The organism is Zunongwangia sp. HRR-M8 (assembly GCF_027594405.1).
In the GTDB taxonomy this organism is placed as follows: domain Bacteria; phylum Bacteroidota; class Bacteroidia; order Flavobacteriales; family Flavobacteriaceae; genus Zunongwangia.
Map to the genome: position 1 here is coordinate 3,796,364 of NZ_CP115161.1, position 15,870 is coordinate 3,812,233.

Annotated in this window: 9 protein-coding genes; 3 read left to right on the forward strand and 6 right to left on the reverse strand. The window is 35.9% G+C overall.

Features of this window, described 5'->3' with window-relative positions; translation table 11 throughout:
• The first annotated feature begins 175 nt into the window (after window positions 1–175).
• Together PBT89_RS16535 and PBT89_RS16540 are read left to right on the forward strand one after the other, a co-directional pair.
• Complete coding sequence (locus tag PBT89_RS16535; RefSeq protein WP_270062800.1) at window positions 176–4,687, forward strand: sacsin N-terminal ATP-binding-like domain-containing protein; 4,512 nt, start codon at window positions 176–178, stop codon at window positions 4,685–4,687.
• Window positions 4,688–4,763: 76 nt separating this feature from the next.
• Complete coding sequence (locus tag PBT89_RS16540; protein WP_270061650.1) at window positions 4,764–5,960, forward strand: IS256 family transposase; 1,197 nt, start codon at window positions 4,764–4,766, stop codon at window positions 5,958–5,960.
• Between the two features lie 166 nt (window positions 5,961–6,126).
• Here the strand turns inward: PBT89_RS16540 and PBT89_RS16545 are convergent, their stop codons facing one another.
• The 3 genes from PBT89_RS16545 to PBT89_RS16555 form a co-directional block, all read right to left on the reverse strand.
• Entirely contained in the window at window positions 6,127–7,749 is a 1,623-nt protein-coding gene (locus PBT89_RS16545) for a reverse transcriptase domain-containing protein (RefSeq protein WP_270062801.1), read from the reverse strand.
• A 555-nt stretch (window positions 7,750–8,304) separates the two neighbouring features.
• Window positions 8,305–8,646 carry a cyclic-phosphate processing receiver domain-containing protein gene (locus PBT89_RS16550; protein WP_270062802.1) on the reverse strand — a complete coding sequence of 114 codons (342 nt, stop codon included), beginning with the start codon at window positions 8,644–8,646 and terminating at the stop codon, window positions 8,305–8,307.
• A gap of 59 nt (window positions 8,647–8,705) precedes the next feature.
• Complete coding sequence (locus PBT89_RS16555; RefSeq protein WP_270062803.1) at window positions 8,706–9,902, reverse strand: MvaI/BcnI family restriction endonuclease; 1,197 nt, start codon at window positions 9,900–9,902, stop codon at window positions 8,706–8,708.
• A 288-nt stretch (window positions 9,903–10,190) separates the two neighbouring features.
• Between PBT89_RS16555 and PBT89_RS16560 the strand changes: the two genes are divergently transcribed.
• Window positions 10,191–10,874: a hypothetical protein gene (locus tag PBT89_RS16560; protein WP_270062804.1), complete on the forward strand. Its 684-nt coding sequence runs from the start codon at window positions 10,191–10,193 to the stop codon at window positions 10,872–10,874.
• A gap of 40 nt (window positions 10,875–10,914) precedes the next feature.
• Here the strand turns inward: PBT89_RS16560 and PBT89_RS16565 are convergent, their stop codons facing one another.
• The 3 genes from PBT89_RS16565 to PBT89_RS16575 form a co-directional block, all read right to left on the reverse strand.
• Window positions 10,915–12,099: an MvaI/BcnI family restriction endonuclease gene (locus PBT89_RS16565; protein WP_270062805.1), complete on the reverse strand. Its 1,185-nt coding sequence runs from the start codon at window positions 12,097–12,099 to the stop codon at window positions 10,915–10,917.
• Entirely contained in the window at window positions 12,096–14,315 is a 2,220-nt protein-coding gene (locus PBT89_RS16570; RefSeq protein WP_270062806.1) for a DNA cytosine methyltransferase, read from the reverse strand. Before PBT89_RS16570 ends, PBT89_RS16565 begins: the two co-directional genes overlap by 4 nt.
• 312 nt (window positions 14,316–14,627) lie before the next feature.
• The gene (locus PBT89_RS16575; RefSeq protein WP_270062807.1) at window positions 14,628–15,641 is read right to left on the reverse strand and encodes a putative phage abortive infection protein; all 1,014 of its coding nucleotides are present in this window, start codon (window positions 15,639–15,641) and stop codon (window positions 14,628–14,630) included.
• Window positions 15,642–15,870: the final 229 nt, after the last annotated feature.

Below are 15,870 nucleotides of genomic sequence, written 5' to 3' on the forward strand. Positions count from 1 at the left end.
GTCGAATACCAAAAGATACGGAGTGCCTCATTTTGAATGTTATATCAACTCCTATTCGAATACAATTTATTTTGATGATTGACGTCTTTTTGAGACACAAGAGGAAGTAGCCATTGAAGATAATTCAGGAGTGGGTGTAGCACTAAAGTGTAATGCTATAAATTGAAAGTACACGATGGGAAGTAATAAAAAAATAATGATTGTAGAGAGGATTAATACACACTTGGATAAATTTATAGTAGGTAGAAAACACTCAAAACTTTCCCTGTTTAAAAAAGATTATGATGAAATGGTTTCCGCTTACAATCGAGAACTATCTACTACAAAGGGGTATAATGGTCGCCAATTATTAGAATTGCTTCAAAATTGCGATGATCAAGCCTCAGATAAAGTAATTATTGAATTAAACGAAAAGGAAAATATTTTATCTATTGCCAATCTGGGCGTTCCTTTTTCAAGGGAAGGTTATAGGTCACTTTTCACAAGCGATCTTTCCTCCAAAGTAGATAAGAAACAGTATATTGGAAATAAAGGTTTAGGCTTCCGATCTATTTTAAACTGGGCTCATCAAGTAGATATTTATAGCAATTCTTTACGGGTTACTTATTCCGAAAAGATCCGGAATACTGCATTCAACGAACTTTTTGAGGAACTGGAACAAATTGAAATCCGTGAACAATTTAAAATACCAAAGGAAATTTATCCTATGCCAATTCTTACCGTTCCTGATATTGTTAAAGATAGTAGTCATTCCGAGTTCAGTGCAATAATTAAAATAAAGTATAAAGATCAATTTTTAAATGATATAATTCAGCAGGCACAATCAATAAATGCCGAGACGATATTATTCCTAAAACATATTAAAGAGATCAACTTTAAAGGGTTTACAGAAAAAGAGGATATTAAAATTTCAAGAAATACACATCCTCTTTTAAAAGGAAGTTTCCAAAATGTTACAAGTAAAGCAGAGACCTGGGATCTATATGAAAAGACTGATGTTTTACCTGCGAAGTATCAGGACCAAGATGGTATAGAAGAAAATTACCAAGTCAAGATAGCTATACCAAGAGGGAAAGTGAAGGAGAAGTATAAATTGTTCTCATTTTTTCCTACTAATATTTCACTGGAGTTTCCCTACATTATTCATGCAAGTTTCGATCTGGATCAAAATAGGAAACAATTAGAGTACAGCAAAAAAAACAAATACGTAGTCCGCCGACTGGTAGATTTAATGAAAGTCATTGCCCTAATAAAGACTGAGGAAAAGATCGATTGGCAGCCATATTGCTTTTTAAATTACCGGGGTAAAAACGAAAATTTAGAAGAATTGAATTTCTATAAGCAACTCAATAAAATTTTGAATAAGGAGAAGATTATTCCGTGTGCGAATGATTCATACTCTTCTTTAGAAGAAGCAGTATTCCTTGACGGGGAATTTGCCTCTTTAATTAACGAGGGAAATGGTGGACAATTTTTTAACGACCACATTTCACCCTTGCCGGAAAAAATCGAATGTATAAAAACTAAGTATGATGACTATGAAAATTTTATAGAGCTGATTAACCAATGGTCCAGACAGATTGAAGATACAAAATTAAGGGCTCAACTTATTAAATACTTAACCAATCGAAATGCGGAATACAATAGGACTTTTTATTACAGTATCTTAATTGATCTTGAAGGAAATTTTATTTCTAGTGATGATGATGTTTTTACATACCTCAGTAAAGAACTTGATATTCCTTCTTTTAGTTCGATTAGTATCCTGAATAGTGACCTATTCGATGAGTTAATTAAAATTTTTGAAATTAACGAAAAAACAAAGCAGGATAGATCTAGAGCGTTACAGAACCAAATTAAAAACATAAGTAAGATTCATGATTATGATTTTCTACCTTTATCAAGGAAGATTATTGACAATGCACGTGTAGCCATTAGAAATAATAAATACCAAGAAAGAGAAATAATACAGCAAATGCTCGCATCCCTGTATTATAATTATTCCATCTCTTCCATTACCACAGAATCAATAGGATTATCTGAAGTTCCAATGTTGGATAATACTGGTGAGGTTGAATGGGCCTCAGAAATGTTTTTTTCTACAAGGTATGAACAGGGTATTCTTAGTGAACAAATTTTTGGCAATTGGCACTCATCTCAAACTCATATAGCATCACCGTCGGACTTGGGCTTTACTGATTTCGATAAATCAAGATTGAGAGATTTACTAAGTTGGTTGGGCGTGAATTCATTCGTAAAATATGAAACAAAAACTTTAACAAACACCAATGACCCATTTATTGTAGATGTTGTTGGTTTCCCTCCTACGTCTGCTTCGGTACAAGTCACTTATTTTGATCAACGATACAAGATTTTTGAAAATTTACGTATTGAACAATTCCTTTTATGGGTATCTAAAGATGCCAAATTAAGAAATAATCTTAATGTAAGGGAAAAACTTCACGATGAAAGAGTAAGTTATAAATATAATTCTTATAATTCAAGGTCTTCAAACGAAAGCTATTTATCTAGACTAATTCAGAAAGAATACTATAATTTCAAAGATCATTTGCTTGAATCCAATTATAGACACGTGAATGAGAAAAACATCGATTATTCTGATTTTTTATTTAAAGAACATTCTTTAAAAAGGCGCGAAATTGACCAGCTAATCAACTTAATTGGTGGGGCGTCTGACTTTAATGATCTATCTATACATCGGGTAAGCCAAATTTTGAATAAGGTTCATGGCTTATATCCCAACGGAAGAAACTCTGCTTCTTATTACAGGAGAGCCTATTTGCATTATGAAGAAAATGAGGAAAATTTTGAGTCTAATTTTAAGCTATTTGCCAAGGACCACGAGAGCCTTAAATTGTTCGAGCCAGGGGATATTTATTTTAGTGAAAGAGTTAAATTACCGAACAAATTAAGAGAGAATTTTCCTATTTTCAATTACCCTCGAAGATCCGGCGGAAAAAAAGCTATCGAATTTTTTGGCATTAATGATCTTTCAAAGATTGAAATCGACCTTGGTAAATATGTAAATAATCCTGAAGAAACTAGGCAACTTACTGAATACGTTACTGAGTTAATGCCGTATATTTTCATTCATAGAGTGAATGCTCTGGACAATGAAACTGCAAAAAGGCAGGAGGCAACAGCATTCAAAAAATTGAAGATTACCCTATGTAACAGTCTTAGTGCTGAAATGAACTCTAAGCATTATGAGCTTGATGAGTTCGAGTTTATTTACCTTAGGGATGATGGATATTATATGAAGATACCTAACGGGAAGGCTTTCTCAACAATTAAAAGAGATTCACAGTTCAAGGATTCCCTGTCTGAGATTCTTTCACACCTTTTTGATGTTGCTAGTCACAAATCAGAATTTCGAGCTATTTTTTCAACTGATCTTTCAGATGTGAAACATCTAACGAGAGTTAATTTCACAAATGATCTAATTGATGAAACGTTACAAGTACTGGGTTTTTCCAATTCTAAAACAATTTTTTGGTCTTCTGTTTACAAAACCTTAGGAAAGGAGTTTGAGATCAAAAATGAAGCTGATTTCTCACTAGAAACTACTTTGAATCATTTATCCCTAACAATGAATTCAGATCTTCCGGATTATGATAATGTAAATTCCAAAAGCAATATTAACTTTCTTACAAAATTGTTTTCAGAATTAGAAATAAGCATTGAAGATTTCAACAGTTTCTCTTTAGTGCCAATCGACCTATATAAATACCATACCAATAAACTTACCTCCTATTTCCTTAATAATTACGAATTGTTCCGGAAGTCGCTTCATAAATGGTGTGAGAATTCTAATCAACGAGAAAATTTTCTTCAAAAGTTACATGAATTTGAAATTTTAAAGGATGAATTTATTGATGAGATTTCAGCAAATTATAAATATAGTTTTTCTATTAAAAAAGAAGTAATCTTTAAAATTTTTATTCGAAAAAACTTTGGTGAAATAACTCTAAACTCAGGTTTAAACCAGCATATAGATGGGTGCTTCACTAAAAACAGAGAAACCTTGAACGAAAAGGAAAGAGAATGGGCATTATCAGATTCACATATTAATAGTTTACTTCATTTTCCAATTGAAATCGAAACCTTAAAAAGACGAATAAAGGTTTTGGAAGAGAGTCATGAGAGTGGGCGACAAAACGAATCTAAAAATGATGAACGAGGGGATAGCGAAGAATCGGAACCCGTTGTTCTAGCAAGAACCAAAAAATTCAAGACCAAGCAATTATCTGGATATAAAAACAGAAAACACCTCTTTAATCCTGGACAAGATCAGGGTAAGAAGAATGCACAGGTTGGAAAAAATTCTGAAAAGAAAGTGTTTGATAAGTTCTGTAAACAATACGGTAAAGAATTCGTCCACTGGAAATCCAAAGATGATGAAGGTCTACACTACGATATTCGATATAGCCCGGATCAAGGAGAAAATTATAAATATGTTGAAGTAAAAACATTTTCTGGTAATTCCTTCATTATTTCGAGAGAAGAAATAGCGTTCGGATGGGCCAGAAAAGATTCATATGAAGTTTGGCTAGTAAAAGGAAAAGATGTTATCCTTTTTGACCATATTTTAGAAGAAGAGGATTTATCCGTCAAGGATTACTATGTTATTTTTTCGGAGGGACTATCTCAAAAACTGTGTAAGTAGAAAATATCGGGGTTTGCAAACCCCGATATTTTTTTAATCTTGCCTGTAATTTCAGGCCTCTAATATTTACACAGTAATGAAAAAAGAAGATTTATTTGACGATGATTTTTTAAAGCAGTTCAAATCCGGAGAAGAACTCAGTAATTTCCTAAAACAACTCCAAAAGCGTGGTCTGGAAAAAATGCTGGAAGGTGAGCTTGATGGTCACCTTGATTACGAGAAAAACCAGCGATCTAAAGAAGGTAATACCCGCAACGGCTATTCCCAGAAGAAGGTTCGCAGTTCCTATGGAGAAGATTCTATAAAGGTTCCAAGAGACAGGGACGGATCCTTTAATCCCATGATTGTTCCAAAGCGGCAGAATATGGTTGATGGAATCGAGAATGTAATTGTCTCTCTTTATGCCAAAGGAATGAGCAATAGTGATATCGAAGAACAGATCTCTGAAGTCTATGGTTTTGATGTTTCTACTTCCACCATATCCCGAATAACTGACCGGATTAGCAATGATATTGTCGCCTGGCAGAACCGCCCTTTAGAGCCGGTTTATCTTATTGTCTGGATGGATGGGATTGTGTTTAAGGTACGAGAGAACTCCAAGGTAGTCAACAAAACGATTTATATCGCAGTAGGTCTTAGGAGGGATGGAAAGAAAGAGGTTCTTGGCCTATGGCTGGGTAAGAATGAATCTGCGGCTTTTTGGATGAGCGTACTTACTGATATGAAAGCCCGTGGTGTGGAGGATATTCTGATCACCGCTACAGATAACCTGAATGGATTTACCGATACCATTAGAAACGTATTCCCGGAATCCAGAACGCAAATATGTGTAGTCCACCAGATCAGGAATGCTTGCAGGTATGTGGTCTGGAAAGATAAAAAAGCCTTTACAAAGGATATGAAGCTCATCTATGATGCTCCGACCAAACAGGCCGCAGAAGCTGCCCTAGAGGATTTTGCACGCAATTGGAATGACAAGTATTCCTATGCTATTAAAAGCTGGAGAGACAACTGGGAAGATCTTACAGTTTTCTATGAATTCCCACTCGAGATCAGGCGTATCATTTACACCACCAACCTGATTGAAAATTTAAACGGTAAGATCAGGAAGTACACCAAGAATAAATTATCCTTCCCAACAGATGATGCTGTTATGAAATCAGTATATTTGGCATTAAGGGAAGCCACAAAAAAGTGGACTATGCCGGTTAGAAACTGGGGAATTATCCTCAATCAGTTCTTAACTATATATGAAGAAAGGGTTCGACTTTAAGTAATAAAGCCAAACCCCCTTATTTAAAACTTACACACTTTACGGGATAGTGTCTTTTTCGGATTTTAATTATAGTGTTTGAGTCTGTAGTTTATGCTAATAACAGGCCTTACGTAGAATCTGTTGAAAAGACTTGTCTTATTTTTCTTGGGTATTCTGTTGAAACCTAGTCCTGTTTATCCTTTTTCTTAATTTTACGAGGTTTGAGCTCAGTCCTGGGGTGTTTCAATGCCCTGTGAAAATTGATTTCTATTTTTCTGCTTTGCCTCTTAATTATGTCTTTTCCACCATTTAAAGTTCTGAATACATCGTTAGCTTTTAAAACATAGCTGAAATAATTACCCCAGTCATAAGTTTTTACTGGATCCTTAATGAACATATTAGGCCTTTCAGGATCCGGTATTCTTCTTAACCTACGTTTACCCCCAATTATAGTAAAGCGCTTGTATAACCGGTTTTTAAAAACACCCTTGGATTTATTATGTTTTTTGGAAGCATAAAATTTCCCTCGCTTTATACTTCGTACCATCCCTCTATAAAACTTTGAAAAACCATTAGTCTTAATGTAAACCTTTCCCCCTGTATATTCAAAACCTAAATATTCTAGTTGCTTATTTTTGTTCAAGTCCCCCTCTGCACTAACAATACCACCTGTGAATACTCCCTTATTATTTGAATATCGATATGTTTGAGTTTTCTTTTCCTGTATTCCAAGCTTGCAAAGCTTCGTAATCCCATTAATCATTACATGCTTAATTTTGTTCTCATCTGCTTGGTTGCAAATTATTATTAGGTCATCGCTATACCTTTGATAAAAACCACCTATTTCGCTAACGGCATCACTCATCAGTTCATCAAAATCTAGCATATAAATATTAGCTAGCGTTGCACTCATTGGGGTCCCTTGGGGAATACCACTCATCACCCCTGGTTCGCAATTGTTCCTGCATTTTTTATGTTGCTGAGAACATTTTTTGCCCGGCCTAATTAAAGCGACATGATTATTAAAAAATTCTCTCTTGGTACAATAAGCTACAACTTTTTCCCTTTTTAAATTCCGGGTTTTATTTACACGTTTTTGTTTCAGTATCTTTTTTTGAGGATCATTTAAAGTACCCCTTTCCACCCAAACCTTGTTGAAGAAAGTATTATGTAATTCATTTTGTTTTACATATCTTTTGTTCACTAAAGATTTATATACATTATAGTGGTCATTAGGCATTTTCAAATTTCCAGATGCATCACGTTTATTCAATACCCTTTTCCACTGGGCATGTAAAATTTTATGATCAAGATTATCAAAGAAGGAGGTTACATCGGCAACTATAACAGAAACACTTTTATTATTATTCTCTTTAATAAATTCAAATGCTTCTTTTGCAAATTCAATATTGGATTTATTACCTTTTTCCCCTAACACTTTGGGTATTCTCCGATAAGCAACAGGACAATAACGATAAGGTTTATCTTCAAGAAATTTTTCGTAGTGATCTGTTAGTAGATTACTATAATAACTATAAATCAGAGATTCGAGATGGCTTGCGTAATAAATATGTCTTTTTTTAGGCTCTTGTTTTTTTCGAATTCGCTTGCCAAAATCATTTTTGGCAAATCCTTCTGGCCTATATTTTCTTTGAATTATTTCCCGCTTGATAAGAGGTACAAATCGATGTTTTGAAATTTTATCGGGATTAGTCACGTAGGCAATAAGCCAGTTCCTATCCTTTCTCTCAAAAGGCAGACCTATATGTGGATACTTCTTTAGCTTAAACCAATCTTTACTAGTCATAAAAAAATGAGCTGGCCGGGACTACGTCGTGATATTAAAATCTTGGTGGTACATCGGCTTGCTACTTCAATACAGAGTATCTAGATAGCGTCCCTCTTTAATAGAATGATAATTGCTAACTTAATAATTAATCCATCTATGACAGAAATTCTTATCAGAAGCATCATACAGACCGTCGTAAACACTTTGCTCACTTACCTTGTAAAGGGCAAGCTGCCAAAGGTTCACTTTGGAATGCTTAATCAGCCTACGGACATTCCGTAGGGGATACCTTCAAAATTATAAAAAATTTTGAAGCGTCTTGAATAAACGTTATACCCACCGACTAGCCAGCTCACGCAAACATACAGTAAATTTATGGTTTAATCTTACGGGAACCCGTAAGAATGGTGGGTAAACCAAGTGGTATTTTAAAATTTCTCATTAAATACTTCTGTAGAATACCCATAATCACTTTTACCCAAGATGATCTCCCGAGCCAGTTGCACCAGGCCGCTATTAGTATTTACAACGTTTTAATATTCAGGTTTTTGGGCATATTACAGCATAGATTGATTAATCTTTTTTTTGGAATTTAATATAATTATTCAATAGGCCTCTTATCTGATCTGCTGCTACTGGGTTCGCGGAATGTACTCCAAATTCTAAATCACGAAGATCTAAACCTGATTCATACACCAACCATTTCGCTGCTGCGTAACCATCTGGAGCTAAATTTTCATTTTTATCCAAGCCAAGGTCGTTATCAAAGCTTATAAAATCTGGAAGGCCATTTTTCTGTATGTAGTTTACAAATTCATCATAAGTTCTTACCACTAAAAAACCATCAGCTTCTTCGGGGCTGTAAATCATTTCCGGAAACCTGATATCATCTAAGAAAATTCTCTTCACCTTCATTCTATTTTAATTTATTATTCTTCTTTATAAATGGATCGAAGATTACAATATAACTACGCCTACTCTAATAAATTATATGTTTTACTCGGCGGAAATAATAACTTAAGGGCATCCGGCTCAATTTTAAAAAAGGGTCCTTTTTCATCTGCCCTCCCAGGTGGTATCCTTTTTATCATGTGATCCAAAGTAATTACTCCCCGCTCTAGTAGGATATCAAATTGTGAAATAATTGGTTTCCTGGTATGGATAACTGATTCGTATAAAAAATGTTCTACACCCTCCACCCATGAACTTTGAGCCTTCACCCAAAAGGTTTCTTTATGCTTAGTAGCCAAACGTCGATGTAGCTTTTCTAGCTCCCACACTGCAAAATTATCTATTCCTTCACGTTTAGAGTACTCTATCAATTGTTCCAATTCTTGGTTAAGCTTGAGTATTAACCCTTGGGAATTTGCTTTAGTTGTACTAACAGTGCAATTGAGTTGAAAATTAGCGCCCCTCTGGTAACCAAATGCTTCTAATATTTCAGCTGAACTCTTTAAACTACTAAGCTTCCAATTTGGCACCTGTCCAAACAAGGTTTTCCTGGTTTCACTTTTGTTTTCTTTCTTTCCCCGGTAAGATTTTAACTCTATCCCTTTATAGTCTGGTAGTTTAGATGAATTCATCGGGATCCCCAGTGCCGTTTCTAAGGTTCTACCTACAGCGGTATCTGCATTAACCCCTGATGGAATTGGACCTTTCTTGGCTAAACGGCATAGCACCTGGAGCAATTCCCGGGAAACAGAATTTTCTTGAGAGCTTATCTCTTCAACAAGTTCTTTTAAGGGGTTCAATACCCGGGAATTAATTAATTGTTGAACATGAAGCTGGGTGAGATTAAACACGTGTAACTTTTCCTCGTATGCAATTATTCCAAGAATATCATTAGGGTTAGCAAATTTCCTTAATTTATATACCCAGATTCTTGGATCACCCTTCTTTGATTTTGGTCTATACAAGGAGGTTGATGATTTATGAACCTTATACCCCGTATAGAGCAAAGTTTCCAATAAAACTTTATTATGTTTCGCTCCTTGTTTCTGCAAGTTAAAATCATGAATCCCGGTGGATCGCAAGTAACTTCTTACAGGTGCAGTAGCGTCCATTATTGATTTCACTAAGGCTGTTTTAGTGGGTTCAATAAGAGTTAACGAAACTGAGTTTTCCGTCAGTATCTTAATATTTATTTCTTCAGTTTTCGTAAGTTTTCTCATTCTTTTCACTTTTAAGTGTTGAATTGGTTATTAACTTCTTCTACTTGTGGTTCCACAAACTGAAAAATAACTCACCTTGGAATTAGTTGAAGAGTATGGCATTTTATCCAGATAAAACCAAGAGCTATGTTTCCTTAGAAAAACAATTCCAAAAAGTTTAAAAATAGGGTAAACTGGGTGTTTATAAAAATACTAATTACGTAATAGAATAATTAAGATAATCGCAGAAGAGCTTTTTTTTCAAGATTGGCTGTTCCTTATCTTTGATCATACCAACCTGTTCATGATATGAAGGAAATAAAATATATTCCAATAGAAAAAATTCACCTAGTTCAGGATAAACTATTGAATTGGTATTCAAAAAAAGGTAGGACTTTTCCGTGGAGAGAAAAATCTGCCTCGAGTTACGAGTTAATTATTTCCGAGGTTTTATTGCAAAGAACCAAGGCTGAAACCGTTAAGAAATTCTTCCCGGGCTTTATTTCCAAGTACCCGGGGTGGGATAGCCTCAGAAAAGCACCCTTGCAAAAATTACAAGAAGATTTGAGGCCCGTGGGTTTATATAGGCAAAAAGCCAGTAGGGTAAAAAAACTTGCAGAAAGCCTTACCCAGTTTAACGGGGAATTTCCACAATCCATTGAAAAGATTAAAACTTTGCCAATGATTGGTCACTACCTTCTAAGTGCATGTATCCTGTTTATTATAAAAAAGCCTGCCCCCCTTCTCGATGTTAACATGGCTAGGGTTCTAGAAAGAGTTTTCGGCGAACGTGAGCTTGTTGATATTAGGTATGACCCCTACCTAAACAACCTGGCGGCACGCCTGGTTAATATCCCGTATTCTAAATCAAGAAAGTTAAACTGGGCAATCTTAGATCTTGGGTCCGTCGTGTGTACTATTAAAAACCCGAGGTGCCAAGATTGTCCCTTAACTGGGAGTTGCAATTACTTCGAATCAAGGAAGCGAACTTAACTTAACCATTCTTAGTAGATTTCTACGACTAAACCCCTTGTTATTCCTGTAAAAGATCATATTTTTTACTTGGCGGGAAAAGAAGGTTCAAGGCATTAGGCTTTATCTTAAATAGCGGGCCTTTTTCCCTAGTTTTACCCCGCCGGTCCCTCTTTATTAGGTGGTCTAACGTGATCTTACCTTGGTCAAGTAGGATATCAAATTGTGACACGATAGGCTTCCTAGTGTGTTCAACCGCCGAATACTGGAAATGCTCTACACCGTTTATTACCTTGCTCTCGGCGGAAACCCAGAAGGTTTCCCTGTGTTTTTCCAGCAGTCTTTCATGAAGCTTGCTAAGCTCCCAAACTGCAAAATCATTTACAAGGTGGTTCGAAGAACTTTCAATTAATTTTTCCTTCTCTAGGTCCGTTTTTAAGAACAGCCCCTGGGAATTTTCAACTAAAGTGGACACGGTACAATAAAGCTTGAAATCTTCATCTCTCCAGTAACCAAAAGCATCAAGAATTTCGCCGGAGCTTTTAAACTTGCTTAACTCCCAGTTGGGAACTTGTGCGAACAGGTTTTTCCGGTTCCCCTTGTTACTCCTGAAAGACTTTAGTTCGATTCCCTTGTAATCTGGTTGTTTCGACGAGTTAATATCAATACCCAGCAAGGTCTCAAGTAACCTTCCCACGGCGGTATCGGCGTTTAAATTGGAGGGAATAAACCCCCTTCCAGAAATATTCCTTATTAACCCCAAGAGTTCATTAGGAACCCTGTTTTCCTTGCTACTAATTTCAGAAACTAGTTCCTTCAAAGGGTTCGTAACTGGGGAATTCACCAGTTTTTCAAGTGGAAGCCTTGAAATGTTGATAGCATGCATAGTACCCTCGAAGTAAACCAACGCCAATATATCGTTTGGATCAGCATAAGCGGTTAGCCCGTAGACCCAGATCCTGGGATCACCCTTCTTGGTACTTGGCCTGTATAGTGAAGTCCTGGTATTCTTGGTGCTAAACCCCGAGTATAAGATACTTTTTACCAAGACCTTGTTCTGGGTCCCCTGCCCTTGACAAGTAAAGTCATGACACCCTCTTTCTTTCAAATAATTCCTAACAGGACCGGTTGCGTCCATGATGGATTTTTTCAGCCCTGTCGTGGTAGGTTCAATTAACGTGACAGGTATAGAATTCTCGGTAAAAACTTTCAACCTTCTCTCCTCGGCAGGGGTGAGTTTTCTCATTCAATATGCTTTAAGATCTCGACACCTATTGCCCTGGCCATCAAGGGTGGCACTGAGTTCCCTACCAAGGTGTACTGGGGAACTTCAGTTTTCCTGTTATTCCCACCGGTTGATCTTTTGCCTTGGAAAACAAAAGAATCATCAAAAGATTGTAACCTGGCCATTTCGCGAACGGTTAGAGATCGGGGTTCTTTATAATGCACGTAATCATCGGGAATAGTCAAGATGGTAGGGCTTTGACTACCCGGTACCAGCAAGTTATAATTTCTTTTGTTAGAAGCCAAGCCACGCTTGTTTAATTTATCCTGTGCTTTCTTGTAATTACCTTCCTCTATTATTACCCGGAGCCTGTCCACCACGTCCTTACCCTGGTTACTTGTTTTATGGTTATGTAACAAGTCAAAGTTCTTTTTCCCAAGGTCCAAGTCTTCCTCGTTACGAACATAAAAAGGGGTATTGATAACACTTGAGTATTTCTTATTTAGCCTACCTTCTTTGCTCCAGTCCGCGTAAGTTTTTCCAGCCTTTTTTACAGGTCTCCCATCAACAGCACGTTTCCTTAGCAACTTTTTCATCTTTGCTGATTCACCGTTATACATGGCCTTTAAATTTACAGGGGAATAACTATGGGCTTCCTGGTTGTTCGAAACGAAATCCAGGTCGTACAAGGCTTCGAATACACTAACCTTTTGATCCTCTTCAACCGTTGGGGGGATGGTTTCGATGAACTGCTGGTCTTTCCGGCAACCAATGAAGAGTACTCTTTCCCGGTTTTGGGGAACCCCGTAATCCGACGCGTTCGCCACGAATGGTTTCTCTATACGGTACAACCTTATTTCCTTGATTCTTTCCCTAAGCCCTGCTTTTTGTTCCTTGTTACACAAGGTGGAAAGGAAACTTAATGATTCATCAAGGCTGTAATTATAGATTCTCAAGGCCTGGACTATATCATCACAGTCTTTCCTATATGACCTAGGTATTTTTAATTCTTTAAAAGCCTCCTCAATCTTATCAATTACTGAACTGGAAGAGATTTCAGTGAGAAAATTAACGTAGGTTTCCTCGAAATAATCATTACTTATGTTACAAAAATCCTTCTCCTTGATAATATCCCTTTGAAGCTTCTCCCATTCCTTCTTCCTTACCAGCATGTTAAAGCCATGACGAATGGTGTTAATTTTCGTGTCGGTTTTGCTAGTCTTGTAATCAACAATTTTCGGGGTGATCTTCCTAAACCTTGCCTCGATTGTTTTGATATACTCCGTTTTTGCTTCCTCCTCCTTATCCTCGGTGTACTGCTCTAGGTCGATTTTCCTCGCTACGCAACTAACAAGAAACTTGTTGTCCACGTTTTCTTTCTCAATCTTGCTCACAAAATTTACCAGCCTAGGAATCTCGGTGATATCAACAATAGAATTAATTTCCTTCAAAACCAGTTCCTTGATTTTCCCATTTTCCTTGGTAAGGATCCCTTTCACGTTTTCCATGACGAAGTACTTGGGTTGCAAGATCTTTATAACATCAAGGTACCTTGAGAATAAATCATCTTTCTTGTCGAATTTTTTTCTTTTCCCTGCCAGGCTAAAACTTTGGCAAGGTGGCCCCCCACACACCACGTCGATTTTTTTATCCCCAATTTTACCAAGTAAATTATCAATAAAGTCTGGCTCGGTTACATCTTGGCAAAGAAACCCCGTGGGAAGACCTAGCTGGTGGTTGTACCTTACCACGTGCGTCAATTCGCAATTTGAATTAATATCGTTAGCTAGTACAAAATCAAAAAACTTACTTTTATAACCTGCTTGCAAAAAACCCTCGCTAAAACCACCCGCGCCGGCGAATAAATCAACGAAAGTCACCGGGGTCTCAACACCTTGTTTAAAACTCGGTTCAACTATGCTTAGGTTCTTATCATCCTTGTAATTTTTTATTATATCCTGCAAGAATTTCTTGATTTCAGTATCGGTGTATTTTTTCTTTTGGGAATTATCAAACAAGTCGTTTACCCTTAACCTCAAGTACCCCAAGTAATAATTAATTTTCTCAAAATTCTTATTACACTTCTTTACCAATTGCTTATCCTTGTCAAAATCTTCCTTGGAGACTTTTTGCCCCACGGACACCTTGATTTGCCTGTTATTACAATTGATTCTAAGGTAAATTGGGGATAAGTTCTTCTTATCTGCCTTATCTAAATAAAAGTTTACTGTAGCCATGTGCGGACGAATTTACGGACACGGACAAAATTACGGACAGTTGTAAATTAGAAAAAGAATTAATCAGAAATGTTATCAACAAAAATTGAAAGACAAGAAGAAAAAATTTAAAAAGTAAATTTCAGGAAAATCTTTAATTAATCTATATTTCTAATCTCTGCCTACTTAGAGTTAGATCCATAAATCATAGACGACTACATACCGCTATTAATCTAAATTCTAGCTATATTTTTTTAGGTCAATAGGTTTCTAAATTATACTTTTTAGGAAAAACCCGGAAATTACACTAAAGAATTTTATTGAGCATCTTTATTATTTAAGAATTTCCTTTCTACTCTTTAAATTAATTCCTTCAATAGCATCGTGGCTATCATTCAGTAAGTCTTCCTTAGGTAGGTTTTCCAGAGTATTATATTTAATGAGTAATCTCTTTAATTTTGGAAATGATAGCGAATTATAAAACAACAGAAAAAGCTCTGGTGTGGACATCTGAGCTTGTAAAAAGTCTGCATATTGTTTGAATTCTGCATTTATTCTTTCTATCTCGATATTCTTATCCTTAAAATCTGTAATTGAATTTGTTTTAGATATTTTTTCTTTCTCCATTTTTTCAAGGAAAAGCAAAATGTGATATATATGTCTGAAATAATGACCAATTGCGAAATGAAATTTATTGAAAAATATAGCATATAACTTTTCTGCTTTCTGAATTGAATTTAATTCCAATAAATCTCCCCACGTTTCCTTATCTATTTTATAATATTCGAAAGTATAAGATAATCTCATCATTTTGGTTAATCTTTCAGCTTCCTCATAACTTTGTGGTTCATCTGCTCCATCTTGCGCGTCCCATTTCCGATAATTTAGATAATTTGAATTGGATAAAGCCTTGTCAATTCTTTGGAGCTCAAACCTGGATTGTATGAAAAAATCTCTACCTTCTAAATTTCTAAAGGTTTTATTATTGTAATTCTTTATATAGTAAACGCGCGCTGATATATCGTTAGCAATTTGATTCTGAGTTTTTAATAGGTTAAAAAAAGTAGTTTGGAAATTTTGGTCTTTGAATTCTTCTTTTGTTTCTGCTAGTTCGGTTCGTTGCAGTGAGAGTTCTCTTTGTTGTAGAAAAATTGAATAAATAATTCCAGCTAAAGCCAAACCAGAAAAAAGCGAATTAATAAACCCAAACTTATCTCCAAAAGCTCCTCTGTCAGTGACAGAGGAATATAATATATCTATCGTAATCCAACTAATTACCCACAGAGAAACTACTAACGCAATTAGCTTGAAAAAATCCTTAATTTTAAAATCTTTTTCTTGTTTCATGATGATTGGCTATTTCGGAGTGATGACGTCAACTGTTTCGGTCAATTGCGCCACTTTGAAGGATCCTACAATTATAAAAAAGTTTAAGTTTATATTTCCTTTAAAGTTCCTTTTCTTAAATTTCCTTTGAGATCGATTCGATGTGAGGAATTCACGATCCTATCGAACAACGCATCGGTCTGGGTCCCGTCGCCAGCTATAATCTCTAACCATTAGGCCCTTCCTGTCC